At 70.9% G+C, this 22,340-nt stretch carries 18 protein-coding genes; 8 read left to right on the forward strand and 10 right to left on the reverse strand.

Annotated features, from left to right (window positions below; genetic code table 11):
* Positions 1-37 precede the first annotated feature (37 nt).
* Both ACLZN2_RS16705 and ACLZN2_RS16710 read right to left on the reverse strand, forming a co-directional pair.
* Positions 38-1,207: an acyl-CoA dehydrogenase family protein gene (locus ACLZN2_RS16705; protein WP_416979260.1), complete on the reverse strand. Its 1,170-nt coding sequence runs from the start codon at positions 1,205-1,207 to the stop codon at positions 38-40.
* Positions 1,204-2,352, reverse strand: coding sequence for a CaiB/BaiF CoA transferase family protein (locus ACLZN2_RS16710; protein WP_416979261.1), 1,149 nt, complete (start codon positions 2,350-2,352; stop codon positions 1,204-1,206). Before ACLZN2_RS16710 ends, ACLZN2_RS16705 begins: the two co-directional genes overlap by 4 nt.
* A 229-nt stretch (positions 2,353-2,581) precedes the next feature.
* Here ACLZN2_RS16710 and ACLZN2_RS16715 point away from each other — a divergent pair, with 229 nt between their 5' ends.
* Positions 2,582-4,258 carry a class I adenylate-forming enzyme family protein gene (locus ACLZN2_RS16715; RefSeq protein ID WP_416979262.1) on the forward strand — a complete coding sequence of 559 codons (1,677 nt, stop codon included), beginning with the start codon at positions 2,582-2,584 and terminating at the stop codon, positions 4,256-4,258.
* Positions 4,259-4,312: 54 nt separating this feature from the next.
* Positions 4,313-5,356: an LLM class F420-dependent oxidoreductase gene (locus tag ACLZN2_RS16720; protein WP_416979263.1), complete on the forward strand. Its 1,044-nt coding sequence runs from the start codon at positions 4,313-4,315 to the stop codon at positions 5,354-5,356.
* 9 nt (positions 5,357-5,365) lie between these two features.
* On the opposite strand, the gene ACLZN2_RS16725 is transcribed toward ACLZN2_RS16720, so the two are convergent.
* Complete coding sequence (locus tag ACLZN2_RS16725) at positions 5,366-6,025, reverse strand: response regulator (RefSeq protein ID WP_416979264.1); 660 nt, start codon at positions 6,023-6,025, stop codon at positions 5,366-5,368.
* Positions 6,022-7,239 (reverse strand): sensor histidine kinase, encoded by a 1,218-nt coding sequence (locus ACLZN2_RS16730; RefSeq protein ID WP_416979265.1) that lies wholly within the window; start codon positions 7,237-7,239, stop codon positions 6,022-6,024. The genes ACLZN2_RS16725 and ACLZN2_RS16730 overlap by 4 nt, the downstream gene beginning before the upstream one ends.
* Positions 7,240-7,331: 92 nt before the next feature.
* Here ACLZN2_RS16730 and ACLZN2_RS16735 point away from each other — a divergent pair, with 92 nt between their 5' ends.
* Positions 7,332-8,297, forward strand: coding sequence for an ABC transporter ATP-binding protein (locus ACLZN2_RS16735; RefSeq protein WP_416979266.1), 966 nt, complete (start codon positions 7,332-7,334; stop codon positions 8,295-8,297).
* A gap of 2 nt (positions 8,298-8,299) precedes the next feature.
* Positions 8,300-9,049: an ABC transporter permease gene (locus tag ACLZN2_RS16740; RefSeq protein ID WP_416979267.1), complete on the forward strand. Its 750-nt coding sequence runs from the start codon at positions 8,300-8,302 to the stop codon at positions 9,047-9,049.
* Positions 9,050-9,421: 372 nt separating this feature from the next.
* Here the strand turns inward: ACLZN2_RS16740 and ACLZN2_RS16745 are convergent, their stop codons facing one another.
* The 4 genes from ACLZN2_RS16745 to ACLZN2_RS16760 form a co-directional block, all read right to left on the reverse strand.
* The gene (locus ACLZN2_RS16745) at positions 9,422-10,474 is read right to left on the reverse strand and encodes a BTAD domain-containing putative transcriptional regulator (RefSeq protein WP_416979268.1); all 1,053 of its coding nucleotides are present in this window, start codon (positions 10,472-10,474) and stop codon (positions 9,422-9,424) included.
* Positions 10,475-10,545: 71 nt separating this feature from the next.
* On the reverse strand, positions 10,546-10,737 hold the full coding sequence (locus ACLZN2_RS16750; RefSeq protein ID WP_416979269.1) for a hypothetical protein: 192 nt from the start codon (positions 10,735-10,737) through the stop codon (positions 10,546-10,548).
* 134 nt (positions 10,738-10,871) lie between these two features.
* Positions 10,872-13,868: an AfsR/SARP family transcriptional regulator gene (locus tag ACLZN2_RS16755; protein ID WP_416979270.1), complete on the reverse strand. Its 2,997-nt coding sequence runs from the start codon at positions 13,866-13,868 to the stop codon at positions 10,872-10,874.
* Between the two features lie 128 nt (positions 13,869-13,996).
* Positions 13,997-15,721, reverse strand: coding sequence for a hypothetical protein (locus ACLZN2_RS16760; protein ID WP_416979271.1), 1,725 nt, complete (start codon positions 15,719-15,721; stop codon positions 13,997-13,999).
* Between the two features lie 345 nt (positions 15,722-16,066).
* Here ACLZN2_RS16760 and ACLZN2_RS16765 point away from each other — a divergent pair, with 345 nt between their 5' ends.
* Both ACLZN2_RS16765 and ACLZN2_RS16770 read left to right on the forward strand, forming a co-directional pair.
* Positions 16,067-16,201: a hypothetical protein gene (locus tag ACLZN2_RS16765; RefSeq protein WP_416979272.1), complete on the forward strand. Its 135-nt coding sequence runs from the start codon at positions 16,067-16,069 to the stop codon at positions 16,199-16,201.
* Between the two features lie 155 nt (positions 16,202-16,356).
* Positions 16,357-16,680: an integrase core domain-containing protein gene (locus tag ACLZN2_RS16770; RefSeq protein WP_416979273.1), complete on the forward strand. Its 324-nt coding sequence runs from the start codon at positions 16,357-16,359 to the stop codon at positions 16,678-16,680.
* A 239-nt stretch (positions 16,681-16,919) separates the two neighbouring features.
* Here the strand turns inward: ACLZN2_RS16770 and ACLZN2_RS16775 are convergent, their stop codons facing one another.
* Together ACLZN2_RS16775 and ACLZN2_RS16780 are read right to left on the reverse strand one after the other, a co-directional pair.
* Positions 16,920-18,248 (reverse strand): class I SAM-dependent RNA methyltransferase, encoded by a 1,329-nt coding sequence (locus ACLZN2_RS16775; protein ID WP_416979274.1) that lies wholly within the window; start codon positions 18,246-18,248, stop codon positions 16,920-16,922.
* Between the two features lie 118 nt (positions 18,249-18,366).
* A complete protein-coding gene (locus ACLZN2_RS16780) occupies positions 18,367-20,481 on the reverse strand; it encodes an APC family permease (RefSeq protein ID WP_416979275.1) in 2,115 nt (704 codons plus the stop codon).
* Between the two features lie 433 nt (positions 20,482-20,914).
* Here ACLZN2_RS16780 and ACLZN2_RS16785 point away from each other — a divergent pair, with 433 nt between their 5' ends.
* Together ACLZN2_RS16785 and ACLZN2_RS16790 are read left to right on the forward strand one after the other, a co-directional pair.
* Positions 20,915-21,583: a potassium channel family protein gene (locus tag ACLZN2_RS16785; RefSeq protein ID WP_416979276.1), complete on the forward strand. Its 669-nt coding sequence runs from the start codon at positions 20,915-20,917 to the stop codon at positions 21,581-21,583.
* Entirely contained in the window at positions 21,583-22,251 is a 669-nt protein-coding gene (locus tag ACLZN2_RS16790; protein WP_416979277.1) for a potassium channel family protein, read from the forward strand. The genes ACLZN2_RS16785 and ACLZN2_RS16790 overlap by 1 nt, the downstream gene beginning before the upstream one ends.
* Positions 22,252-22,340 lie beyond the last annotated feature (89 nt).

The raw sequence follows: 22,340 nt of genomic DNA on the forward strand, positions 1-22,340 counted from the left end.
CCTCCACTCACACAGGAGGACGGGAACACCCGGCGGATCAGTAGGACTTCGGCAGCCCCAGCGTGTGGTGGGAGACGAAATTGAGGATCATCTCCCGACTGACCGGAGCGATCCGGGCCACCCTGGAGAGCGTCAGCAGCGATGCCAGGCCGTACTCGGAGGTGAGGCCGTTGCCGCCCAGAGTGTGGATCGCCTGGTCGACGGCATGAACGCCCGCCTCCGCGGCAGCGTACTTCGCCATGTTCGCGGCCTCGCCCGCGGCCATGTCGTCGCCGCTGTCGTACAGTTCGGCGGCCTTGCGCGTCATCAGCCGGGCCAGCTCCAGCTCGATGTGGATGCGCGCGAGCGGATGCGCCACCGCCTGGTGCGCACCGATCGGCGCCGACCACACCCGGCGGGTTCGGGCGTAGTCGACCGCCTTCGCCACGGCGTACCGGCCCATGCCCACCGCGAAGGCGGCGATCATGATCCGCTCGGGATTCAGGCCCGCGAACAGTTGCTGGAGGCCGGCGTCCTCGTGACCGACCAGCGCGTCGGCGGGCAGCCGCACATCGTCGAGGAACAGCTGGAACTGCCGTTCCGGCGCGTTGAGTTCCATCTCGATCTCCCGGAAGCCGAAGCCGGGGGTGTCGCGCGGGACGACGAACAGGCATGGCTTCAGCTTGCCGCTGCGCTCGTCCTCCCTACGGCCCACGACCAGGGTCGCGTCGGACTCGTCCACTCCGGAAACGAACACCTTGCGGCCGGTCAGCAGCCAGTCCGAGCCGTCGCGCCGCGCGGTGGTGGTCAGCCGGTGGGAGTTGGATCCCGCGTCCGGCTCCGTGATGCCGAAGGCCATCCGGGACGTCCCGGCGGCGAGCCCCGGCAGCAGCCGCCGCTTCTGCTCCGGTGTACCGAAGCGGCTGATGACCGTCCCGCAGATCGCGGGCGACACCACGAGCATGAGCAGCGGGACGCCGGCCGCGCCCAGTTCCTCCATGACGATGGAGAGCTCGGTGATGCCGCAGCCCCCGCCGCCGTACTCCTCGGGCAGGTTGACCCCCAGGTACCCCAGCTCTCCGGTCTCGGCCCACAGCTCCTCCGGCGATCGCGGGCCAGGGCCACGGTCTCGCCCCCGCGCCCGGGCGAGGTCGGCCACGGCCCCGCGCAGCGCCCGTTGCTCCGCGCTCTCGGCGAAGCCGCCCGTCCGCCCCGTCCGGGCGCTCATCGCTCCAGCTCCGCGAGGATCTCCGCGGTGTGCTCCCCGTGCCCGGGAGCGGCGCCGCGCAGCGAGTCGAGACCAGCGCCGAACCGTACCGGGAACCTCACCTGCCGACAGGGGCCGGCGGTCGCCGAGCCGGGCAGGACACCCACCAGGTCACGGGCCGCGACGTGCTCGTCCGCGAGGAACTCGCCGGGCGTCTCGTACACCGGCGCCCAGGGGAGGTCCAGCCGGGAGAGCTCGGCGCACCACCACGCCAGATCACGACGGGCGAAGACGGCCGTGAGGAGCTCCCTGACCTCCTTCCGGGCCCGGGTGCGGTCGGCCCTGCGGTCGTATTGGTCGTCGTCGAGTTCGGGGAACTCCGCGGCGAACGCCTTCCTGAACACCAGCCAGAACTTGTCCTCGAAGCTCGCGAAGGCGATCCGCCGGCCGTCGGCCACGGTGAACACGTCGTTGTCGCCGGTGACGAGCGGACTGTCTGCGGGGTCGGCCAGCCCCAGCAGGGGAAGGGCGAGCGGTCCCGCCCAGCTCGCCGCCGCCTCGTGCAGCGACACGTCCAGGTGCTGGCCCTCGCCGCACTCCTGGGCCGCGGCGACCGCCACCACCAGGGACAGGGCCGCGTACATCGCGCCCGCGAGGTCGGCCACCCGCACCCCGACCCGGTCGACGGACTCCCCGGGACGGTGCGGTACCGCGAAGAATCCCGACAGCGCCAGGAAGTTGAGATCGTGCCCGGGCCTGGCCGCGTACGGACCGGTCTGGCCGAAGCCGGTGATCGAGCAGAGCACCACGCGCGGGTTCACCTCCCTCAGCCGCTCGTAACCGACACCCATGCCCGTCAGGACACCGGGCCGGTAGCTCTCCACGACCGCGTCACTGCGCTCGACCAGCCGCAGCAGCGTCTCCCGCCCCGCCGGATCCCGCAGATCGAGGACGACCGACCGCTTGTTGCGGTTCAGCGCCGCGAACGTCGCGGGGTCCACCAGGCGGCCGTAGTCGCCTCCGTCAGGGCTCTCCACCTTGATCACGTCCGCGCCGAGGTCGGCCAGCAGCACCGTGGCGAACCCGCCCGGCAGCAGCCTCGACAGATCGAGGACCCGTATGCCGGCCGACCCGAGCCGTCGGTCCGCCGTCATGTCCACCCGCATCCCGCTCCCCCTTCGACGCGCCCTCCGAGCAGGCACGAGCGGGCACACGTTATCTGTCGGCCGACGGTCCGGGGCTGGACGGAAGCTGTAGGGAACCTGCCTCCATCTGCGCGTTCCCTCCGGGGAGGGAGCCGTTTCCAGCCGCCGGGGGGATCCGGCGAAGCGGCGCCCCGGCTTGGCTCTGAGCATCACCGGACAGCACCGCCGCTCACCGCCGAGGAGAGTCACCATGCGTACCATCACCGCACGGTCCGCCGAACGGACCCTGGCCGACAGCACGCTCACGGAGTCGATCCGGCTCGCGGACACCACCCTCCCGCTCTCCCCCCACACCGTCGGCTCCCTGCTGCGAGCAGTCGCCGGCGAACGCCCCGACACGGTCGCCCTGGAGGCGATCCCGGACGACCATTCCCCGTCCCGCCGCTGGACCTACGCCCAGCTCCTCGCCGAGGCGGAGAGCATCGCCGCCGGTATGCGCGAGCGTGTCGGCAGCGGCGCACGGGTCGCCCTGTGGGCACCGAACGTGCCGGAGTGGCCGATGATCGAGTACGCGGCGGCACTGGCCGGGGTGACCCTGGTGACGCTCAACCCGGCGCTGCGCGCCGGTGAACTGTCGTACGCCCTGCGCACGTCCGAGGCGCAGATGCTCATCCACGCGGACCACAGCCGCGCCTACGACATGGGCGAAGTGGCCCGCGCCGTCGCGGCGGACCTGCCCGGGCTGCGGCACGTCCTCTCGCTGGGCGACCCGCAGTCGCTGCGCGGGAGTGCGCCCCTGCCCTCCCAGGAGGAGATCGTCGAGTCCGGCCTGCCTGCCCAGATCCAGTTCACCTCGGGCACCACCGGCGCCCCCAAGGCCGTTCTGCTGTCCCACCGGTCCGTGGTCAATGTCGCCCGGCTGACCTTCGAGGGCCTCGAGGTCCCGGAGGGCGCGACCGTGGTCTCGCCGCTGCCGATGTTCCACACCGCCGGAGCCGTCATCTCCTGCCTGGGCCCCCTGTGGAGCAAGGGCACCTTCACCCTGCTGGAGCGCTTCGAGCCCAAGGTCCTCTTCGAGGTGCTGCGACGCTCCCCCGGCGCGGTGCTGACGAGCGTTCCGACCGTACTGGCCGCGCTCAACGACGTCGCACGGGCCGCCACCGACGCACCGGCCCGGCTGTCCGCGGTCCTCACCGGCGCCGCCCCGGTCCGCGCGCAGCTCATCGCGGAGACCGAGGATCTCTTCTCGACCACTGTCTTCAACCTCTACGGGCAGACCGAACTCGCCTCCGTGGTGACCCTCACCCGGCCCGACGACACGGCCGAGTACAAGACCAGCACCGTCGGACGGCCGCTTCCGAACGTCGCCTGCAAGATCGTCGACCCGGACACGGGACACGTGCAGCCGCTCGGCGTCCCCGGCGAGATCTGCGCCCGCGGCTACCAGCAACTGCTCGCCTACTACGGCGACCCCGAGGCCACCGCGGAGAAGGTGGACCCGGACGGCTGGGTCCACACCGGTGACCTGGGGTCGATGGACGCCACCGGTGCCGTCCGCATCGAGGGCCGGCTCAGCGACATCGTCATCCGGGGCGGGGAGAACATCGCCCCCGGCCCGATCGAGACCTTCCTCAGCACGCTGCCCGGTGTCCGCGACGCCGTCGTGGTGGGTGTCCCGGACGACCTGTGGGGCGAGGCCGTGGCCGCCGTCCTGCTGCCCTCCTCCGAACACCCCGCGGGTCCGGACCCCGCGCTGCTCCTCGGGCGATGCCGGGAGCAGCTCTCCCCCCACAAGATCCCCACGCAGTGGTTCGTCGTCGACGCGCTGCCCATGACCGCCTCCGGAAAGGTCCAGAAGTTCCGGCTGCGCGAGCTCATCGCCGAGGGCGCCCTCACCCGCCTCGACACCCCGGCCTCCGACCGCTGAACCCGCCTCCGCCACCGCCCCGCCGCCCCCTCCCCCAAATCGGAGTCCGTCACCGTGAAGATCTCCATGCAGCTCAGGTACGACAGGGACATCGTCGGCGCGGCCGCACAGGTCGCCGAGTTCGAAAGCGCAGGACTCGACCTCATCTGGGTTCCCGAGGCCTACGGTTACGACGCCCCCAGCTTCATGGGCTTCCTCGCCGCCCGCACCGAACGGATCGGGATCGGCTCCGGCATCCTGTCGGTCTTCAGCCGCACCCCGGCGCTGCTCGCCATGACCGCCGCCGGCGTCGACGCGCTGTCGGGCGGACGCTGCCACCTGGGACTGGGCTCCTCGGGCCCCCAGGTTGTCGAGGGCCTCCACGGGGTGCCGTTCTCGTCTCCGGTCGCCCGCACCCGCGAGACGATCGAGATCATGCGGGCCTTCTGGGCGCGCGACAAGCCCGTGAGCTACCACGGCAGTTCCGTACAGTTGCCGCTGCCCGAAGGACGGGGAAGCGGCCTCGGCATCCCCATGAAGCTGCTCACTCCGCCGCTCCGCTCCTCGGTCCCGGTGTGGGTCGCCGCCTTGGGCCCGAAGAACGTCCGGATGGTGGCCGAGACCGCCGACGGCTGGCTGCCGATGTTCTTCGTCCCCGAATGGTGCGACCGGGTCTGGGGGTCGGCGCTCCGTGCCGGCGCCGCCGCCCGCGACCCGCGGCTCGGCCCCCTGCAGATCTCGGCCGGCGCACTGCTGGCCATCGGCCCGGACGCCACCCGCGCACGGGAACTGGCCCGGGGTCAGTTGGCCCTGTTCATCGGAGCCATGGGCGCGCCCGGCCACAACTACTACTACGACCTGGTCAGCCGGTACGGCTTCTCGGAGGAGGCCGAGGTGGTCCAGCGGCTGTTCCTGGCGGGCGACAAGGCCGGGGCGGCGGCCGCCGTCCCGGACGCGCTCCTGGAGGCCACCACGCTCTGTGGCACGGAGAGCTATGTGAAGGACCGGCTGGACGCCTATCGCGAGGCGGGCGTGACCCACCTCCAGATCGTCCCCGTCCCGCGGGACGGCGAGAGCGAGGCGTCGGTCCTGGCCCGGCTGAAGGACCTCATCGGCTGATTTCCCGTCTCAGCGGATCTCGATGAACCCCGACTCATAGGCGATCACCACCGCCTGGGTACGGTCACGCGCCCCCAGCTTGGCCAGGGTGCTGCTCACATGGGTCTTGACGGTCTGCACCCCCAGGAACAGCGCCTCGGCGATCTCCGCGTTGGACATTCCCTGCGCCATCAGGCGCAGCACCTCCGCCTCCCGGTCGGTGAGCTGGGCGCGGGCCAGCACTCCGCGGGAGTCCGGCCTGGGGCGTCCCGACACCAGTGAGCGCAGGACTGCGGGGAAGAGCACCGAGTCCCCGGTGGCCACGGTACGCACGGCCTGGACGATCTCGGCCGGCCGGGAGCGCTTGAGAAGGAAACCCGAGGCCCCCTCCTTGAGGGCCTCGTAGACGTAGTCGTCGTGCTCGAACGTGGTGATCACCAGAACCCGCGGAGGTTCCGGTACGGACGCCAGCAGCTCGCGGGTCGCGGTGATGCCGTCGACCTCGGGCATGCGAACATCCATCACCACCACGTCCGGACACAGTTGACGCACCAGTGGAACGACCTCGGAGCCGTCGGACGCCTCGCCGACCACGGTGATGTCGGGGCTGTTGCCGAGGATGGCGGACATGCCGGCCCGGACGAGTTCCTCGTCGTCGACCAGCAGGACGGAGATGGTCTTCATGGTCATGATTCCAACCGTAGGGGTAGGCGAGCGCTGACGATCCAGCGCCCGGAATCGGATCCGGCCGTGGCCCGGCCGCCCAGGAGCGTGGCCCTCTCACGCAGGCTCCGTACCCCCTTGCCCGTGCCGCGCGCCCGGCGGGTGCCCTCCACGATCGTGTTGGTCACCGAGAGTTCGACGTGTTCGTCGGTGAGTTCCACCACGACGTCCACGAGTGATTCGGGCGCGTGCTTCATCGCGTTGGTGAGCGCCTCCTGGAGGATGCGGTACGCCTCACGGGAGACCACCCCCGGGACGGGCGTGAAGTCCTCGGCGGTACGGGACCTGACGGTGGCCCCGGCCGCCCGGCTGGTCTCCAGCAGCTGCCCTATGTCCTCGAGCGTGGGCCGGGCCTTGCGGGCCGACGGCTGTTCCACCTCCTTGAGGTATCCCAGGGTGCGTTCCAGGTCGTCCATGGCACGCCGTCCGGTCTCCTCGATGGCGGCCAGGGCGCGGACCACGAAGTCGCGGTCGGTGTCGATAAGTTCACGGGCCGCACCGGCCTGCAGGACGGTCGCGGTGAGGGCGTGCCCGATCGAGTCGTGCAGTTCCCCGGCGAGCCGGTTGCGCGCCAGCAGCTCGTCCGCCCGGCGCTCGGCGTCGGCCAGCCGCTCGGCCGTGGACGGCCCCAGCAGCCGCTTCGCGACAGCGAGTTGGGCCTGTCCCGCACCGACGACGACCCCGGCGATGACCAGTAGCAGCAGCGGTACGAAGGCCAGGACCCAGATCCGGTCGTGACCGCCCTCGAGCTCGACGCCGAGGACCGTGCTGCTGCGTTTGGCGGCCGGGAGGGTCGCCAGCGTCCCCGTGACCGACAGCAGTTGGGCGAGGGTGCTCGCGACGAGCAGCCCCCACCACACCCGCGCGACGAGCCAGACACTGGTGCGCCACCGCGACGCCAGACCCTGCGCCGGGGCAAGCCCGATCTCTCCCTCGTCCGCCGGGACCAGCAACAGCCTTGCCTGCACGCCCTCCACGTGCCGTACGGCCGGCACCATGCCGAGGAGCAGCAGCACGGGCACCGGCACCACGGCCGACGCGGCCAGGGTCCGCGGCAGTGACTCCGAGAAGCCCGGGTAGACCAGGACGCACAACGGTCCCACGGCCGCGCTGATCAGCACATGCAGAGCGCGCGAGTACGTGGCGCTCTGCAGGGTGGCGGCGAAGATCTTCAACTGCATGACGCCATCCTTCGTGGTCTCCCTCCCGGGGGGGATGAGTTTCCCGCCGTCGGGGGATCCGCCGCGAGCAGCGAAACGATTGACTCGAGGACATGAACAGCGACAGCAAATTCTCGCAGTGTCCGGAGGACGCACCCGCCATCGATGTCCAGGGCCTGGTCAAGGCCTACAGTGGCAAGACCGTGGTGAACGGGCTCGTCTTCCAGGTGCGGGCCGGCATGGTCACCGGCTTCCTCGGCCCGAACGGCGCCGGCAAGTCGACCACCATGCGGATGATCCTCGGCCTCGACCGTCCGGCCGAGGGCCGGGTCCTCTTTTCCGGACGGGCCTACTCCGAGCTGGGGGAACCGCTGCGGCACGTCGGCGCCCTCCTGGACGCCGGCGCGGCTCACCCCGGCCGCACGGCTCGCGACCACCTGCTGTGCATCGCGCGTGCCAACCGCATCGCCGACTCCCGAGCCGACGAGGTGCTCGATCAGGTCGGTCTGGCCACCGCCGCCAAGCGGCGCATCGGGGGGTTCTCGCTCGGCATGCGCCAGCGTCTGGGCATCGCGGCGGCCCTCCTCGGCGACCCGCAGGTGCTGATTCTCGACGAGCCGGTCAACGGCTTGGATCCCGAGGGCATCCGGTGGTTGCGGAACTTCCTGAAGGACCTCGCCGCACAGGGCCGGGCCGTATTCGTCTCCAGCCACCTGATGACGGAGATGGCACTGCTCGCCGACCGGCTGGTCGTCATCGGCAAGGGCAATCTCCTGGCCGACGTGTCCATGGCCGAGTTCGCCGAGGAGCACGGCCGCAGCCGGGTCCGGGTCCGCACCAGCGAGCCGGCGCGGTTGCGGAGAGCCCTCGACCGCAAGGGACTCCGGGTGGAGCCCGCCGACAACGGCGGCCTCGAAGTGTACGGCGCCGACGCCGCGGAGATCGGCCGGATCGCGGCTCACGAGGGCACCCCCGTCCTGGGACTGTCCCACGTCGAGGACTCACTGGAAGACGCCTTCATGCGCATGACCTCCGGCTCGGTGGAATACGTGGCACGGTCCCTGGGAGAGGTGGCTTGAACATGTCTGTCAACGCGGTTCTCTACTCGGAGTGGACGAAGATCCGCTCGGTTCGCTCGGTCATCTGGGCGCTGCCCCTGGCGGTCCTCCTGCTCGTCGGCATCGGTGCCGGCGTGTCCGGCTCGGTCGGCGCGGCCGAGGCCGACGGGGAGAACTTCGACCCCGTGCAGTTCGGCTACTACGGCATGTTCTTCGCCCATGTCCTGGTGATCGCCTTCGCGGTTCTGGTCGTCGGCAACGAGTACAACACCGGTTCGATCCAGACCTCCCTGGCCACCGTGCCGCGGCGCGGACTCTTCTACGGCGCCAAGCTGACCACCGGAGCGGCCCTGGCCCTGCTCGCGGGTGTCGTGGCCTCCGTCGCCACCTTCTTCGCCTCACAGAAACTGCTCGCCGAGAACGGTGCGGCGTTCGGGGACGAGGGCACCGTCCGGGCGATCGTGGCCGGCGCGCTGTACTTCCCTCTGTTGGCCGTCATGTGCATGGGTATCACCGCGATGCTTCGCAGCCAAATGCTCTCCATGGGGTTCCTGGTCCCGTTCCTCTTCCTCGTCTCCCCTGTGCTCGCCGAGATCCCAGGACTGCGCGACCTGGCCTGGTACCTGCCGGACCGCGCGGGCCAGTACGCCCTGCGGATCCACCTCGATGCCGCGGCCCCGTACAGCCCGGTGACCGGACTGGTGATCATGGGGATCTGGGCCGCCGTGGCGGCGGTCGGCGGCTGGCTCGTCCTGCGCAACCGCGACGCGTGAGCGGGGACGGGCACCGGAGCGGCGCCGCCAAGGCACCACCTGATACGGCGTGAGGGGACGACGGTGACCACCGGCCGTCCCCTCACGCCGTTGCCCTTCCCGTGCCAGGACGCCCACCGCTTCCACAACGTGGCGAACGGCCCCACTCCGAAGTCCGGTGCCCCTCCAGTCCGGCAGCGCAACCTGCCTGTTCAGCGGCGCGGCTTCACCCGGGCGGACGGCGGCAAGGGCCGAACCGGCTGCTCCCGGCCGCGCCGTCGACGACCACCGGTGGGGGGACGCCGTGCCGCCGCAGCCGTGACGGGTGGGGTCAGGACGGACTTGCCGACGCCGGTGAGCTCCACCTGGGGGCGCCGCCCACGGGCTCGCGCTTCACGGCCGGTGCAGGCCCGCGGCCGTTTCCTCCCGCAGTACGGCCATCTGGGCGCTGCGCAGTTCGTCCCCTGGACCGATGCCGCTCTCCTCGCGCAGCCGCCGGTCGACGGAGATGAACAGTTCGAGCGCCTCCGCCCGCCGGCCCGATCCGGCGAGTGCGGTGACCAGGCGGGCGTGCAACCCCTCGTGCAGCGGCTCATGGCGGGCGATCGGCCCCAGCCAGACCAGCGCCTCCTCGTACTGCCCCTGCGAGAGGGCGAGGTCGGTGAGCCGGAGCGCGGCCGTGACACGGCGGCGTGACCGCTCCAGGGCGACCGGGTGCTGCTGCAGCGCCGGGGGCATGCCTTCCAGCAGCCGCCCCCGCCACAGCCGGAGCGAGTCGCCGAGAAAGCCCCGCTCGGCCACGGGGTCGTCGTCGGCACGCGCGCACTCGGCCGCACGCGTGAGGCGGTCGAAGGCCAGAATGTCGAGACGGCTGTAGTCGTCGATCAGGAGTTCGTAGCCGCCCCCGCGCCGGACGACCGCCATGCGGTCGGTGCCCGGGACGTGGTGCGCCTCCAGCATCAGCCGGACGCGCGAGATGTAGGTGTGGATCAACTGCCCGAAGGAGTCCGGAAGCCGGTCGCCCCACAGCACGTCGATGATCTCGTCGCGCTCGACGACCCCGTTGGGCTGGAGGGCCATCAGGCCGAGCAGCCACTGCTGTTTCGGGGTTCCCGTGGCCAGCTCGGACGCACCGCGTGACGCCGAGAGGCGGCCGAGAATCCGCAGGACCAGCGGCTCGCCCTCGTAGGAGAGGGTGGATTCGCCGTCCTGCGCCTCGCCCACCCGTGTGAGCAGCTCCGGCTCCTGCAAGGCCGTCGCGAGTCTGCGCAGCGACTCGGACCGCGGGTCCCTGACCCGCCCGCGCTCGATCTCCCGGAGGGTGCGCAGGCCGATCCCGGATCTCGCCGCCAGGTCGCGCTGGCTCACCCCGCGGCGCGTCCGCGCGGTGCGCACGATGTCGGCCACCGCCGACTGATCCAACGTAGTGGAACTGCTGCCCTTCATGTGCTCCCCGTTGTGTCCGTTCGAGTCGTACCGGGCCGTCAGCCCCTCTCTGGCGGTCCATACCGGCCCGTTCAGCCCTTGCTGTTCCACTCGTCGAGGTCATAGGTGAGGGGCTGGTCCAGGACGACGTCGCCGGCCAGCACGCCCGTCGACAAGCCCTTCGCGGGCTCGGCGTGCTGGGCCACGGCCGTGAGGAGGAGCGCCGGCCCCAGGGCGGCGACGACGGAGGTGCTGAGCAGGGCGGAGGGGCTGATGAATCGCATCGTCAGGTCTACTTTCACTCGTCGTTCTCGCTGTCGAGTGAGACTCTGCCAACCGGCGATCTACGTGGAATAGGCGCCGAATACGCCCTCGGATCTGCGGGGATGACGGCCTTGCGAGCACGTCGAACGGTCTGTCACCGCTCGGTGTCCAGGCACTCGACCAGGTCCGCCGCGCGGTCGGCCTCGGGCAGCCCCAGCCGGCTGAGGACGGTGTGTGCCTGCCGGGCCCTGAGCAGCGCCGCCTCCCGGTCACCGAGATCGGCCAGCGTGCACCCGAGTACGAGCAGGACGAGGCCCCGGTCCCGATCGGCGCCCCGCTGCTCGCACAGCGTCAGTGCCCGCGCGGCCTCCCACAGCGCCTCGTCGCCCCGGCCCGTGATCCGCAGGGTCTCCGCGAGCCGGAAGCGGGCCTGTGACTCCTGGCCGCGGATCTGCCAGGCCTCGCAGATGTCCAGGCACTTCGTGTGGCTCGCGATGGCGTCGGCGTACTGACCCAGCTCGTGCAGGGCCATCCCCCGTACGTACAGCGCGTAGGCGATGCCGTGCTGGTCCTCGACCTCGTGCAGCGCGGTCAGCGCCTCGTCGCAGGCGAGCAGTGCCTGTTCGGCCCGGCCGCTGCGGAGCGCGGCCTGCGCCGCGTTGAGTCTGGTCACCTCTTCGCCGGAGCGGTGTCCGAGTTCGCGCGCCAGGTCGATCGCCTGCTCGTAGCACCGTTCGGCGTCCTCGTAGCGGTGCTGGAACTGCGCGATGAGACCGCGGTCGTTGAGCGTCTGACGCAGGATGACCAGGTCGTCGGCTCGCTCGCAGGACTCGGTGGCGAGACGGGTCATCAGTTCCGCCTGTTCGAGCCGGGCATTCTGCAGCGCGGCGTTGCCGCAGACGAACCGGGCACGGCCCGCGGCATGGTCGTCACCGCGCCGCTCCGCCGTCTCGGCCAGGCTCTTCGCTACCAGGGCGAGTTCCCCGTACGGAATGTCCTTGCCGAACGGGCTGAGGGCGACCAGCAGATCCGCGGCCATCCGCAGGATCCTGCCGTCGGTGTCGACCGGGGTCTGGCCGGCCAATGTCACCGCGTTGGTCAGGCACTCGAACTCAGTGGTCACCCAGGTCAGCGCGTCGACCGTGTCGGCGAATGCGGGTGCCGACTCGGATGTGAGGGTGAGGAAGACATCGGCGGGATCACCGGGGACCACGCACCGGAAGGCCGCGCACGCGCGGGCCAGCAGGTGCTCCAGGAGTCGGGCCAGGACGAGGGTGCCCGGCTCGGCGTTCCCGTCGAGCGGGGAGTTCCCGAGCTGCAGGGCATAGGCCCGCACCAGGTCGTGATAGCGGTACCGGCCGGGTTGCATGGCCTCCAGCATGGCGGCGTCCACCAGCGCCTCCAGCAGCTCCTCGGCGTCGTACTCGTCGAGTCCGAGGGCCGCGGCGGCCGCCTCGAGTCCGATGCTCGCGCGGGCCACCGGGGCGAGCAGGCGGAAGGCGCGTCCCTGTTCCTTCGGCAGCTGGCGGTAGCCGAGCTCGAAGGCCGCGGCCACCGCCAGATCACCGACGCGTAACTCGCCGATGCGGCGCCGCTCGTTGGCCAGCCGGTGGTACATGGTCCTCAGCTCCCAGCGCGGTCGGGCCGCGAGCCGCGCGGCGACGACACGCACCGCGAGCGGAAGGTGTCCGCAGGCGGTCACCAGCTCGACCGCGGCGTCCGGCTCCGCGGCGACCCGCCCGGCACCGACGATCGCACGGAGGAGGGCGACGGCCTCGTCGGTGTCGAAGACGTCCAGGGCCACGGCGGCGACACTGGAAATGCCGACGAGCCGGGTACGGCTGGTGACGATCACACCGCAGTCGGCGGAGCCGGGCAGCAGCGGTGCGACCTGCGCGGCGTCCCGAGCGTTGTCCAGCAGGAGCAGGACGCGCCGCCCGTCGAGCAGGGTACGGAAGAGCCGTGCGCGGTCCTCTGTCATGGCGGGCAGGGCATGCGTGGGGATGCCCAGCGCGCAAACCAGGCTGCCGAGGACGGCTCCGGGGTCGGCCGGTTCCAGCCCGCTTCCGCGCAGGTCCGCGTAGAGCTGTCCGTCGGGGAAGTCATGCTTGATCCGGTGGGCGACCCGCAGCGCCAGCGTGGTCTTGCCGAGTCCGCCCATGCCACTGACCGAGGCAACCACGAGCGACGGCCGTTCGGGATCGGTGAGCACCTGGCACAGATCCTCCACCTGCCCGGCCCGGCCGGTGAAGTCGGAGGTGTCGGCCGGCAACTGGGCGGGACGGACGAGCACCTGGTCCGGTGCGTCCACCGGAGCGGGAACCGTCTCCTCCTGCGGCACCTGCTCGGCCTGGGGCACCCGGACCTTTCCGGGCTCCTGCGCCGCAACCCGCAGCAAGGGATCACCGAGGAGTACCTGTTCGTGCAGCGCCGTGAGCTCGGGGCCGGGGTCGACGCCGAGATCCTCGGCCAGGACGTGACGGACCCGGGCGTACACGGCGAGCGCGTCGGCCTGGCGTCCAGCGGCGTACAACGCCCGCATCAGGAACCCGTACGGTCGTTCCTTCAGGGGGTGTTCCCGGGTGAAGGCCGTCAGATCCGGGATGAGCGAGGTGTGCCGGCCCGCGCGCAGGTCGCACTCGAAGCGTTCCTCCAGCAGGCCCAGGCGCAGCTCGGTCAGCCGTGCCCGCTGCTGCTCGGCGAAGAGCCCCGGCACACCGGCCAGCGGGACGCCCTGCCACAGATCCAGGGCCTCGGTCAGCAGTCGGCCGCACGTTTCGTCGTCCCCCTGGACACGGGCCCGAGCGGCGTCCGCCGCCAGTCGTTCCGCGCGGTCGACGTCCACCGCCGACCGCAGCACCACCAGGCGGTAGCCGTCGCGCTGCGAGACGAGGAGCTCGGGCGAGGACGCGTCCTCCTCCAGTGCCTGCCGCAGCCGCCAGGCGTAGGTTCGCAGGCTCGCGAGAGCCGAGCTCGGGGGCTCCTCTCCCCAGATGGAATGGATGAGTTCGTGTGAGGAGGTCACTCTGCCGGATCGCAGCAGCAGTGCCACGAGCAGCGCCTGTTGCTGCGGTGATCCGATGGCCAGGGCGTTCCCGTCACGGTGCACACGCACCATTCCGAGCACGCTGAAGTCGATGGCTCCCCCCACGAACCCAGCCTTCCCTGCTGCAACGGACACGCCCCCAACGCACCGTCACCGGACGTCGTTCAGGTGTCCGGCAAACAGAGCAACGAATATGCCATGAACAGTCAAGGAAGGCACCAGGTTTACGGCTTCTACTCTTCCGTCAAGATCACCTGAACGACGTACGGAAGGACGACGACGGCCTGCGGATCGCGATCCAGCAGCACCGCCACCGGCGTTCTGCCCTGGGCACGCAGCGCCTCGACGAACCGCACCCCGCCCGCTACCGTCCGCATGCCCGGGAAGAAGGGCGCGGGTCGCTCCTGTTCCGGTGTGATCGCCGGTACGGTCCGGGCGGAGGACCGCCGCGCGAGCACGGCGCGTTCGGCCGCGGTCCGCACGGCCTCGGCATGGGTGGCGCCGACTGCGACCACCGTCCGTGATCCGAGCCGGATCGCGCAGGCCGGCACGGACAGCACGGCGGAGAGGTCGTGGGCGACCGGCTCGCCCAGCGTGCGCAGCAGGTACAGCGGGTCGGCAGCACCGGGGGCCTCGTCCGCGGGAAGGTACAGCCGAGGCACGCGCAGACCGGGATCGGCGAGCCGCCGGGACAGCAGCTCCTCGCAGTGCTGGGCCAGCCCGGCTTCCACGGCGTGCGCCCACGTCAGTCCGGCGGCCACACCGACCGGTGGCCGGTACGACGCTCCCTTGTCAGGCGCGGGACGGGCAACCCGCGCGGGAATCCGGCGCAATGCTCCCGTCACCAGGTCGAGGCCCCAGACGTCGGGGATACGGGCGCACGAACCGGCGGCGAGGCTCAAGCCAGCGAGGCTTCCATAGTTCGCGAGCGCGGCGAGCAGCGCCGCCAGGCGCGCCGTCTCGCGATCGCCCCCGTGCCCCGTCACAACGGCATCGGGCGTCCCAGCGGGTCTCGCACCGAACGCATCTGCCACGGTTGTCCGGCACTCCCACCGGGCGAGCGGCCCCGCGGCGGCCTCCCTTTCCTCCAGCACCCCCACAAGCCCGGCGCGCGGGTCCGCCACCGCGGCAACCCGCTCGAACAGCACATCGGCGTCGACGGCCGCTCCGTTCAGCCTCCCCAGGAACGCCGCCCGGGCTTGGGCCTCAGTGACCTGCGGCACTGTGGATCCGGCGGGAAGCGGCAGGAAACGGTGCGGGACGACCGTCCCGGTCCGCAGGTCCGTCCGCAGCAGGTACGGGCTTCCCGACGGCCGGGTGGTGCCCGTGGCGCACTCGAACCAGGCACGCAGCAGTTGCTCGGCGGCAAGCTCCGCCGGCCGACCGGCGAGGGAGGACACCGCCGGCCCGGTGAGGGGGATGCCGCGCAGCCGACGCCAGGCGGAGGCGGCGGCCGTGCGGGCGGCCGACCCGACGGGGCCGGTCCACATCTCCTCGCCGCTGATCAGCACCTGCCCGAGAAGCGCTCCGGCATCGGCGCACCGGTCGGCGGTCACCACGAGTTCCGGCACCGAGCCGGACACCTGGAGGACGGTATCGCGGGCGGCGAGCCCGTCGAGGTCCGACCTCGCGCCAACCTTTTGTGCGCCGTCGCGGCGGGCGTCCTCGATCAGCCCGGCGAGACCCACGCCACCACCGGCGGCGGGCGGGTCCGTGCACAGGACCTCGATGTCGCGGCACCCGGTCCGCAGAGCAGATTTCAGCAGCGTCGCCGCCACGGGTCCGGCCCCGACGAGCAGCAGCCGTCCGTCACGGTAGTGTCGGAAGCGCAGTTCGGGAGAGTCGATCGATCCGAGGGATTCGATGTCGCCCGCGTATTCACGCCGTTCGTCCGGGGTGAGCCGCCGCCCGACCGACGATGGCGCCGGCTCACCGCTCGGCCACACGTCATCGCTCACCCACGGACGCACGTACCAGCTCCTGCCCCCTGTGCTCGCGGCCCCAGGATCAGCACACCTCATGCACTCATGGAACAAGGAGAGGATAGGCATCCGATCAATACCCGATATAGAGGTGGCTCTACGTCATGCAGCTCTACATCGCCTGAACCCTGGAATAAGACGACATGGACTTGGTGGGAGGGCCCACGCGCGGGAGTTCGCGTAGTGCTCCGGCGGCACCCTCAGGACGCGGTGGCCGCCTCTGAGAGCCGGGGGGTAAGCCGCCTGGGACGAGGCGGCCCGGGCGGAGGCGTGGCGGCTCGTGGGTGAGCGGGGGCGGGTATCGCCCGCCTCCTGATCGCGATGCGCCGGGCCCTGCCGACGGTCCACGACGCCGACGCCGACGGCCTGTTCGAGGCGTCTCGCGACGTCTTTGAGAGCGAGGTGCTGGAGGAGCGCTACGCGACGCGCTCGCCGAACGCCCCGCCGTGCACGTGAACTCGGCACTCCGCTGACCCGCGTGCTGCTCGCCCGCCTCCAGAGGCCCAGGACGCTGGTGCCTCATCGATCTCGCCTCCCGGCGCCTTGCCGGCTGGGCAATCCGATCACATGCGCGCCGAACTGGTCACCGAGGCCCTGGCCGCAGCTGAGCGGTGCCGCGGCAGCCTCGCCGGTGCCGTCATGCACACCGATCACGGGGCCCAGACCGGATTCAACCAGTCGCGACATGCAAGCGCGAGACTCTCCAGGGCCGCGGTGCCTGGGCTGACGAGCGCGAAGCCCGCCTCGACCTGTTCCACTGGCTGCACCGCTACAACACCCGACGGCGCCACTCCAGCCTCGGTCAACGCAGTCCCATCGCCTACGAGACAGCCCTCGACACAACATCAACCACCCTGGGCCCAAGCCGCAGCCCGTATCCAAGATTCCGGGTCAGGCCCCGTCTGCGCTCGGCGCGTCGACGCTCGCCACCTTGACAGGATTTGACCTGCCCGAAAGGCGCCTGACACCCCATCAGAATGAGCGTCACGAGCGTCACTCCAGCGTCGGGACATCGCCCGTAACACCCACACCGCACATAACACGCACGCACGAAACCGCAGGTCAGACGCCCTTCGCGGCCGGTTCAACGATGGCAACGCACTCACATGGTGCGCCCGTGAAAACAGGTCGGCCCGACCCGCCAGAAACCTGGGGAGTCAGAAGAATCAGCAGGTCAGGAGCTCTTGGCGGCAGGCTCCAAAATCGCCACGCACTCCACATGCGAGGTCATCGGGAACAGATCGAACGCCCGCAGCGTCCGCACCCGGTACCCCCCGTCCCTGAAGTACCCCAGGTCGCGCGCCAGTGCGGCCGGATCGCAGGCGACGTAGGCGATCCGGCGGGCGCCCAGGGACGCCAGGTGTTCCACCGTGCCGCGGCCCGCTCCCGCCCGGGGCGGGTCGAGGACGATCAGGTCGACCTCGGTGATCCCGGTGCGCGGGAGGACGGACTCGACCTTGCCCTGTTCGATGCGGACGCGGTCGAAGTCGGCGAGGTTGTGCCGGGCGTCCTCGACCGCGCGCTTGCCGGACTCGATGCCGAGGACCGCGCCCTTCTCGCCGAGCCGGTCGGCCAGGGCGCCGGCGAACAGGCCCACGCCGCAGTACAGGTCGAGGGCCGTCTCGCCCTTGCGGGGCAGCAGGCCCTGCATGACGGCGGTCACCAGGGTGTCCGCGGCCTTCGGGTGGACCTGCCAGAAGCCGCCGCTGCCGACGCGGTGGGTACGGCCGTCCGCGCGCTCGCGAACGAAGGGGCGCCCGTGGACGCGGTGCACGCCCCCGTCCTTCTCCTCCACCCGCATGACCGAGACCGGCCGGTCCAGTTCCACGATCGGCAGCCGTGCGCCCGGCCGCGGGGTGAGGATCACCTGCCGGTCCTGCGAGCCGGTCGCCGAGATCGCCTCGACCGTGGCCATACCGGTCCAGTCGCGCCTCTCGATGCCGAGTTCGGAGACGCCCTCGGCGGCGATCATGCAGTGGTCGATCCGCTCCACCTCGTGCGAGCGGTGCCGACGCAGACCGGCGTGGCCCTCGGCGTCCACCGCGTACTGCACACGCGTACGCCACTGCGGCACCTGCCCGGCCGGCAGCTTGTCGCCCTCGGCCGGCATCACGGTGCCGTCCCAGCCGGCCTCCTCGGGCGTGAGGCCCGCGAGCCGCCGGAGCTGCTCGGCGATCACCTCGCCCTTGAGCCGCCGCTGGGCGCCCGGCTTGGCGTGCTGCCAGTCGCAGCCGCCGCAGCGGCCGGGGCCGGCGAAGGGGCAGGGGGCCTCCACCCGGTCCTTGGAGGCCTCGATCACCTCGACCGCGTCCGCGCGCAGGAAGCGCGCACCCTCCTCGCCCTCCGTCACCCGGGCCACAACCCGCTCACCGGGGAGCGCGTGCCGTACGAACAGCACCTGACCGGAGTCGGTGCGGGCGATGCAGTGGCCGCCGTGCGCGACGGGGCCGATCTCGACCTCGTACTCGGTCCCCACCAGGGTCTTCTTCGGTTCTGCCTGCATGGCGGGGTGACTCCACAACGTCGAACGAGGAACGGCCGGACAACAGCCCACCAGTCTACGTGGCTGTCGTCCGGCCGTTCACCACAAGGGCGAGCCTCCATACGCCCCCGGGAGTCCCCTACGACTCCGAAGCGGAACCCGAGGAACCCGAGGAACCGGATGCACCGGACGCACCCGACCCGGTCGCCGAACCCGACGCCTCCTTCGTCCGCCCCTGTTCCGCGGGACCGCGCCGCACCGAACCCGGCGCGTTCCACTCCTGCCGCTTGCGGGCCCGCATCCGGGCCACCTCGGAGGACTCCAGCTGGTACGGCACGGACGTGACCATGACGCCCGGTGTGAACAGCAGGCGCCCCTTGAGCCGCAGCGCGCTCTGGTTGTGCAGCAGGTGCTCGTACCAGTGGCCGACGACGTACTCCGGGATGATCACCGAGACGGCGGCGCGCGGCGACTCCTTGCGCATGCTCTTGACGTACTCGATGATCGGCCGCGTGATCTCGCGGTACGGCGAGTCGAGGACCTTCAGCGGCACGTCGATCCCGCGCCGCTCCCACTCCTCGCGCAGTGCCTTCGTCTCCGCCGCGTCGACGTTGACGGTGAGCGCCTCCAGGGTGTCGGAGCGCATCAGCTTGGCGTAGGCGAGGGCCCGCAGGGTCGGGCGGTGGATCTTGGAGATCAGGACGACCGAGTGCACACGGGACGGCCGTACGCTGTCGTCGCTCGGGCCCTCGGGGGCCGCGATCTCGTCGGAGACCCGGTCGTAGTGCTTACGGATCGCCGTCATCGTCGCGTAGAAGATCACCATGCCGAGCAGGGCGACCCAGGCGCCGTGCGTGAACTTGGTGACGAGGACGACGACCAGCACCAGGCCGGTGAAGAAGGCGCCGAAGGTGTTGATCGCGCGGGAGCGGATCATGTGGCGGCGCTTGGCCGGGTCGGTCTCGGTGGCCAGGTGGCGGTTCCAGTGGCGGACCATGCCGGTCTGGCTGAGCGTGAAGGACACGAAGACGCCGACGATGTACAGCTGGATCAGACGCGTGGAGTCGGCGCCGTAGATGATGATCAGGAATGTGGCCGCGCCGGCCAGGAGCACGATGCCGTTGGAGAAGGCGAGCCGGTCGCCGCGGGTGTGCAGCTGGCGCGGGAGGTAGCGGTCCTGGGCGAGGATCGAGCCGAGCACCGGGAAGCCGTTGTAGGCGGTGTTGGCGGCGAGGAAGAGGACCAGGGCGGTAGCCGCCGCGAGGACGACGAAGAAAAAGCTTCCCTTGCCGAAGACGGCCTCGGCGACCTGGGTGATCACCGGGTTCTGGACGTAGTCGGGGCCGACCCCGACGCCGTTCTTCAGCAGGTCGACGGCCGGGTTCTCGGCCATGCGGACGTCGGTGACCAGGGCGAGCGCGATGATGCCGCAGAACATGGTGACCGCCAGCAGGCCCATCGCCGCGAGCGTGGTCGCCGCGTTCTTCGACTTGGGCTTGCGGAAGGCCGGTACGCCGTTGGAGATCGCCTCGACGCCGGTGAGCGCGGCACAGCCGGAGGAGAAGGCGCGCAGCATCAGGAAGACCAGCGCGAAACCGGCCAGGCCCTGGTGCTCGGCCTTGATGGTGTACTCGGCGGTCGGCGCCCGCATGGTGTCGTCGAGGAACAGCCCGCGGAACGCACCCCACGCGATCATGATGAAGACGCCCGCGACGAACACGTACGTCGGGATCGCGAAGAGCTTCCCGGACTCCTTGACGCCGCGCAGGTTCATCAGCGTCAGCAGGACGACGACGGCGACCGCGCAGGCCACCTTGTGCTCGACGACGAAGGGGATCGCGGAGCCGAGGTTCTCGATGCCGGAGGAGATGGAGACGGCGACGGTGAGGACGTAGTCGACGAGCAGGGCGCTCGCGACGGTCAGGCCGGCCTTGGGGCCGAGGTTGGTGGTGGCGACCTCGTAGTCACCGCCGCCGCTCGGGTAGGCGTGGACGTTCTGCCGGTAGGAGGCGACCACCGTGAACATCAGCACGACGACCGCGACGGCGATCCACGGGCTGAAGTGGTAGGCCGACACGCCCGCGATGGAGAGGACCAGCAGCACCTCCCCGGGCGCGTAGGCCACGGAGGACAGCGGGTCGGAAGCAAAGACGGGCAGGGCGATGCGCTTCGGCAGGAGCGTTTCTCCGAGCCGGTCACTGCGCAGTGCGCGCCCGATCAGGATCCGTTTGGGCACGTCGGTCAGTTTGGACACAACAGAGGATCGTATGCCTTCGAACTGGGGCGCGCCCACCCTCCCCCGGGGTGAGCCGGGTGCCGCAGCACCGCGTCTGCCTCACGGGTGAAATCGGCCACGCGTCGGCTGCGGATTCCACGGCCGTCCCAACCGTCATGCCTATATGACAAACCCCGCCCCGCCGCCGTACCTCACGGCTGTACGCCGCCCCTCGGAGGTTCCATGCACACGACCGCGGAGCTGATCGGCGCCGCCGGCGCTCTCGTCGGCCTCGGAGTTCTTACCTTTCTCAGCCTCTGGAGCATCAGCCGTCGCTGATCGCGCAAACCGCGCACGGGGGTGCCCTGCGCGGACCTCGCATGTGTAGCTTGGTGCGCGGCCTAGAGTCTGTTCAGAGCCATGCCAGAAGATTTATTGACTTCTTGACTTCGTTACTTCCGGAAGGACGGTCGTGCACATCGTCATCATGGGCTGCGGCAGAGTGGGTTCCGCTCTCGCCCAGACCCTGGAGCAACAGGGGCACACGGTCGCCGTCATCGACCAGGACCCCACCGCCTTCCGACGACTGGGCTCCGGGTTCGGCGGCCGTCGTGTCACCGGGGTCGGCTTCGACCAGGACACTCTGCGCGAGGCGGGCATCGAGGAGGCCGGCGCCTTCGCCGCCGTCTCCAGCGGCGACAACTCCAACATCATCGCGGCCCGGGTGGCCCGCGAGATGTTCGGCATCGAGAACGTCGCCGCCCGGATCTACGACCCGCGCCGCGCCGAGGTCTACCAGCGCCTGGGCATCCCCACGGTCGCCACCGTCCGCTGGACGGCCGACCAGATGCTGCGCCGGCTGCTGCCCTCGGGCGCGGAGCCGCTGTGGCGCGACCCCACCGGCGGCGTCCAGCTCGCCGAGGTGCACGCAGCCCCGTCCTGGGTCGGCCACAAGATCAGCAACCTGCAGGAGGAGACGGGCGTCCGGGTGGCGTTCCTGACCCGTCTCGGTGAGGCCATGCTGCCCACCTCGCAGACGGTGCTGCAGGAGGGCGATCTGGTGCATGTGATGATGCGTACCGACGAGGTCGAGAAGGTCGAGGCGTCGTTCGCCGAGGGCCCGCAGGAAGGCGGTCACTGATGAGGGTCGCCATCGCCGGAGCCGGTGCCGTCGGCCGCTCGATCGCGGGCGAGCTGCTGGAGAACGGCCACGAGGTCCTGCTCGTCGACAAGGCGCCGACCGCCATCTCGGTCGAGCGCGTCCCCCAGGCGGAGTGGCTGCTCGCCGACGCCTGCGAGATCACGTCCCTGGACGAGGCGGCGCTCCAGCGCTGCAACGTCGTGATCGCCGCCACGGGCGACGACAAGGTCAACCTGGTCGTCTCGCTCCTGGCCAAGACGGAGTACGGCGTTCCGCGCGTCGTCGCCCGCGTCAACAACCCCAAGAACGAGTGGCTCTTCAACGAGTCCTGGGGCGTCGACGTCGCCGTCTCCACCCCCCGGCTGATGTCCGCCCTGGTCGAGGAGGCGGTCTCGGTCGGCGACCTGGTCCGCCTGCTCCGCTTCAGCCACGGCGACGCCAACCTCGTCGAACTGACCCTCCCCGAGGAGTCGGCCCTGGCCGGCACCCAGGTCGGCGACGTCGAATGGCCCGAGGACACCTCCCTGGTCACCATCATCCGCGGCACCAGGGTCCTCACCCCGACCCGGGAGGACTCCCTGGAGCCCGGTGACGAGTTGCTCTTCGTGGCGGCACAGGCGCGGGAGGAACAGCTGGAGGACCTTTTGTCGGTACGGCGCGACAGCTAGCCCGTCTGGGGGGTTCCCCTCCGGGGAGTTTGAGGACGAGGCCCCTTCACCTTCAGGGCCGAAGCGGGGGTCTGGGGGCTGCCGCCCCC

The organism is Streptomyces sp. T028, from assembly GCF_048159505.1.
Taxonomy (GTDB): domain Bacteria; phylum Actinomycetota; class Actinomycetes; order Streptomycetales; family Streptomycetaceae; genus Streptomyces.

What these genes read in the sequence shown, in the direction of transcription:
- ACLZN2_RS16735 (WP_416979266.1), top strand. Translation starts at nt 7,332, where the DNA reads ATGAACAGCGACAGCAAATTCTCGCAGTGTCCGGAGGACGCACCCGCC.
- ACLZN2_RS16710 (WP_416979261.1), bottom strand. Translation starts at nt 2,352, where the DNA reads ATGCGGGTGGACATGACGGCGGACCGACGGCTCGGGTCGGCCGGCATA.
- ACLZN2_RS16730 (WP_416979265.1), bottom strand. Translation starts at nt 7,239, where the DNA reads ATGCAGTTGAAGATCTTCGCCGCCACCCTGCAGAGCGCCACGTACTCG.
- ACLZN2_RS16740 (WP_416979267.1), top strand. Translation starts at nt 8,300, where the DNA reads ATGTCTGTCAACGCGGTTCTCTACTCGGAGTGGACGAAGATCCGCTCG.
- ACLZN2_RS16775 (WP_416979274.1), bottom strand. Translation starts at nt 18,248, where the DNA reads ATGCAGGCAGAACCGAAGAAGACCCTGGTGGGGACCGAGTACGAGGTC.
- ACLZN2_RS16725 (WP_416979264.1), bottom strand. Translation starts at nt 6,025, where the DNA reads ATGACCATGAAGACCATCTCCGTCCTGCTGGTCGACGACGAGGAACTC.
- ACLZN2_RS16745 (WP_416979268.1), bottom strand. Translation starts at nt 10,474, where the DNA reads ATGAAGGGCAGCAGTTCCACTACGTTGGATCAGTCGGCGGTGGCCGAC.
- ACLZN2_RS16715 (WP_416979262.1), top strand. Translation starts at nt 2,582, where the DNA reads ATGCGTACCATCACCGCACGGTCCGCCGAACGGACCCTGGCCGACAGC.
- ACLZN2_RS16765 (WP_416979272.1), top strand. Translation starts at nt 16,067, where the DNA reads ATGCGCCGGGCCCTGCCGACGGTCCACGACGCCGACGCCGACGGCCTG.
- ACLZN2_RS16750 (WP_416979269.1), bottom strand. Translation starts at nt 10,737, where the DNA reads ATGCGATTCATCAGCCCCTCCGCCCTGCTCAGCACCTCCGTCGTCGCC.
- ACLZN2_RS16705 (WP_416979260.1), bottom strand. Translation starts at nt 1,207, where the DNA reads ATGAGCGCCCGGACGGGGCGGACGGGCGGCTTCGCCGAGAGCGCGGAG.
- ACLZN2_RS16790 (WP_416979277.1), top strand. Translation starts at nt 21,583, where the DNA reads ATGAGGGTCGCCATCGCCGGAGCCGGTGCCGTCGGCCGCTCGATCGCG.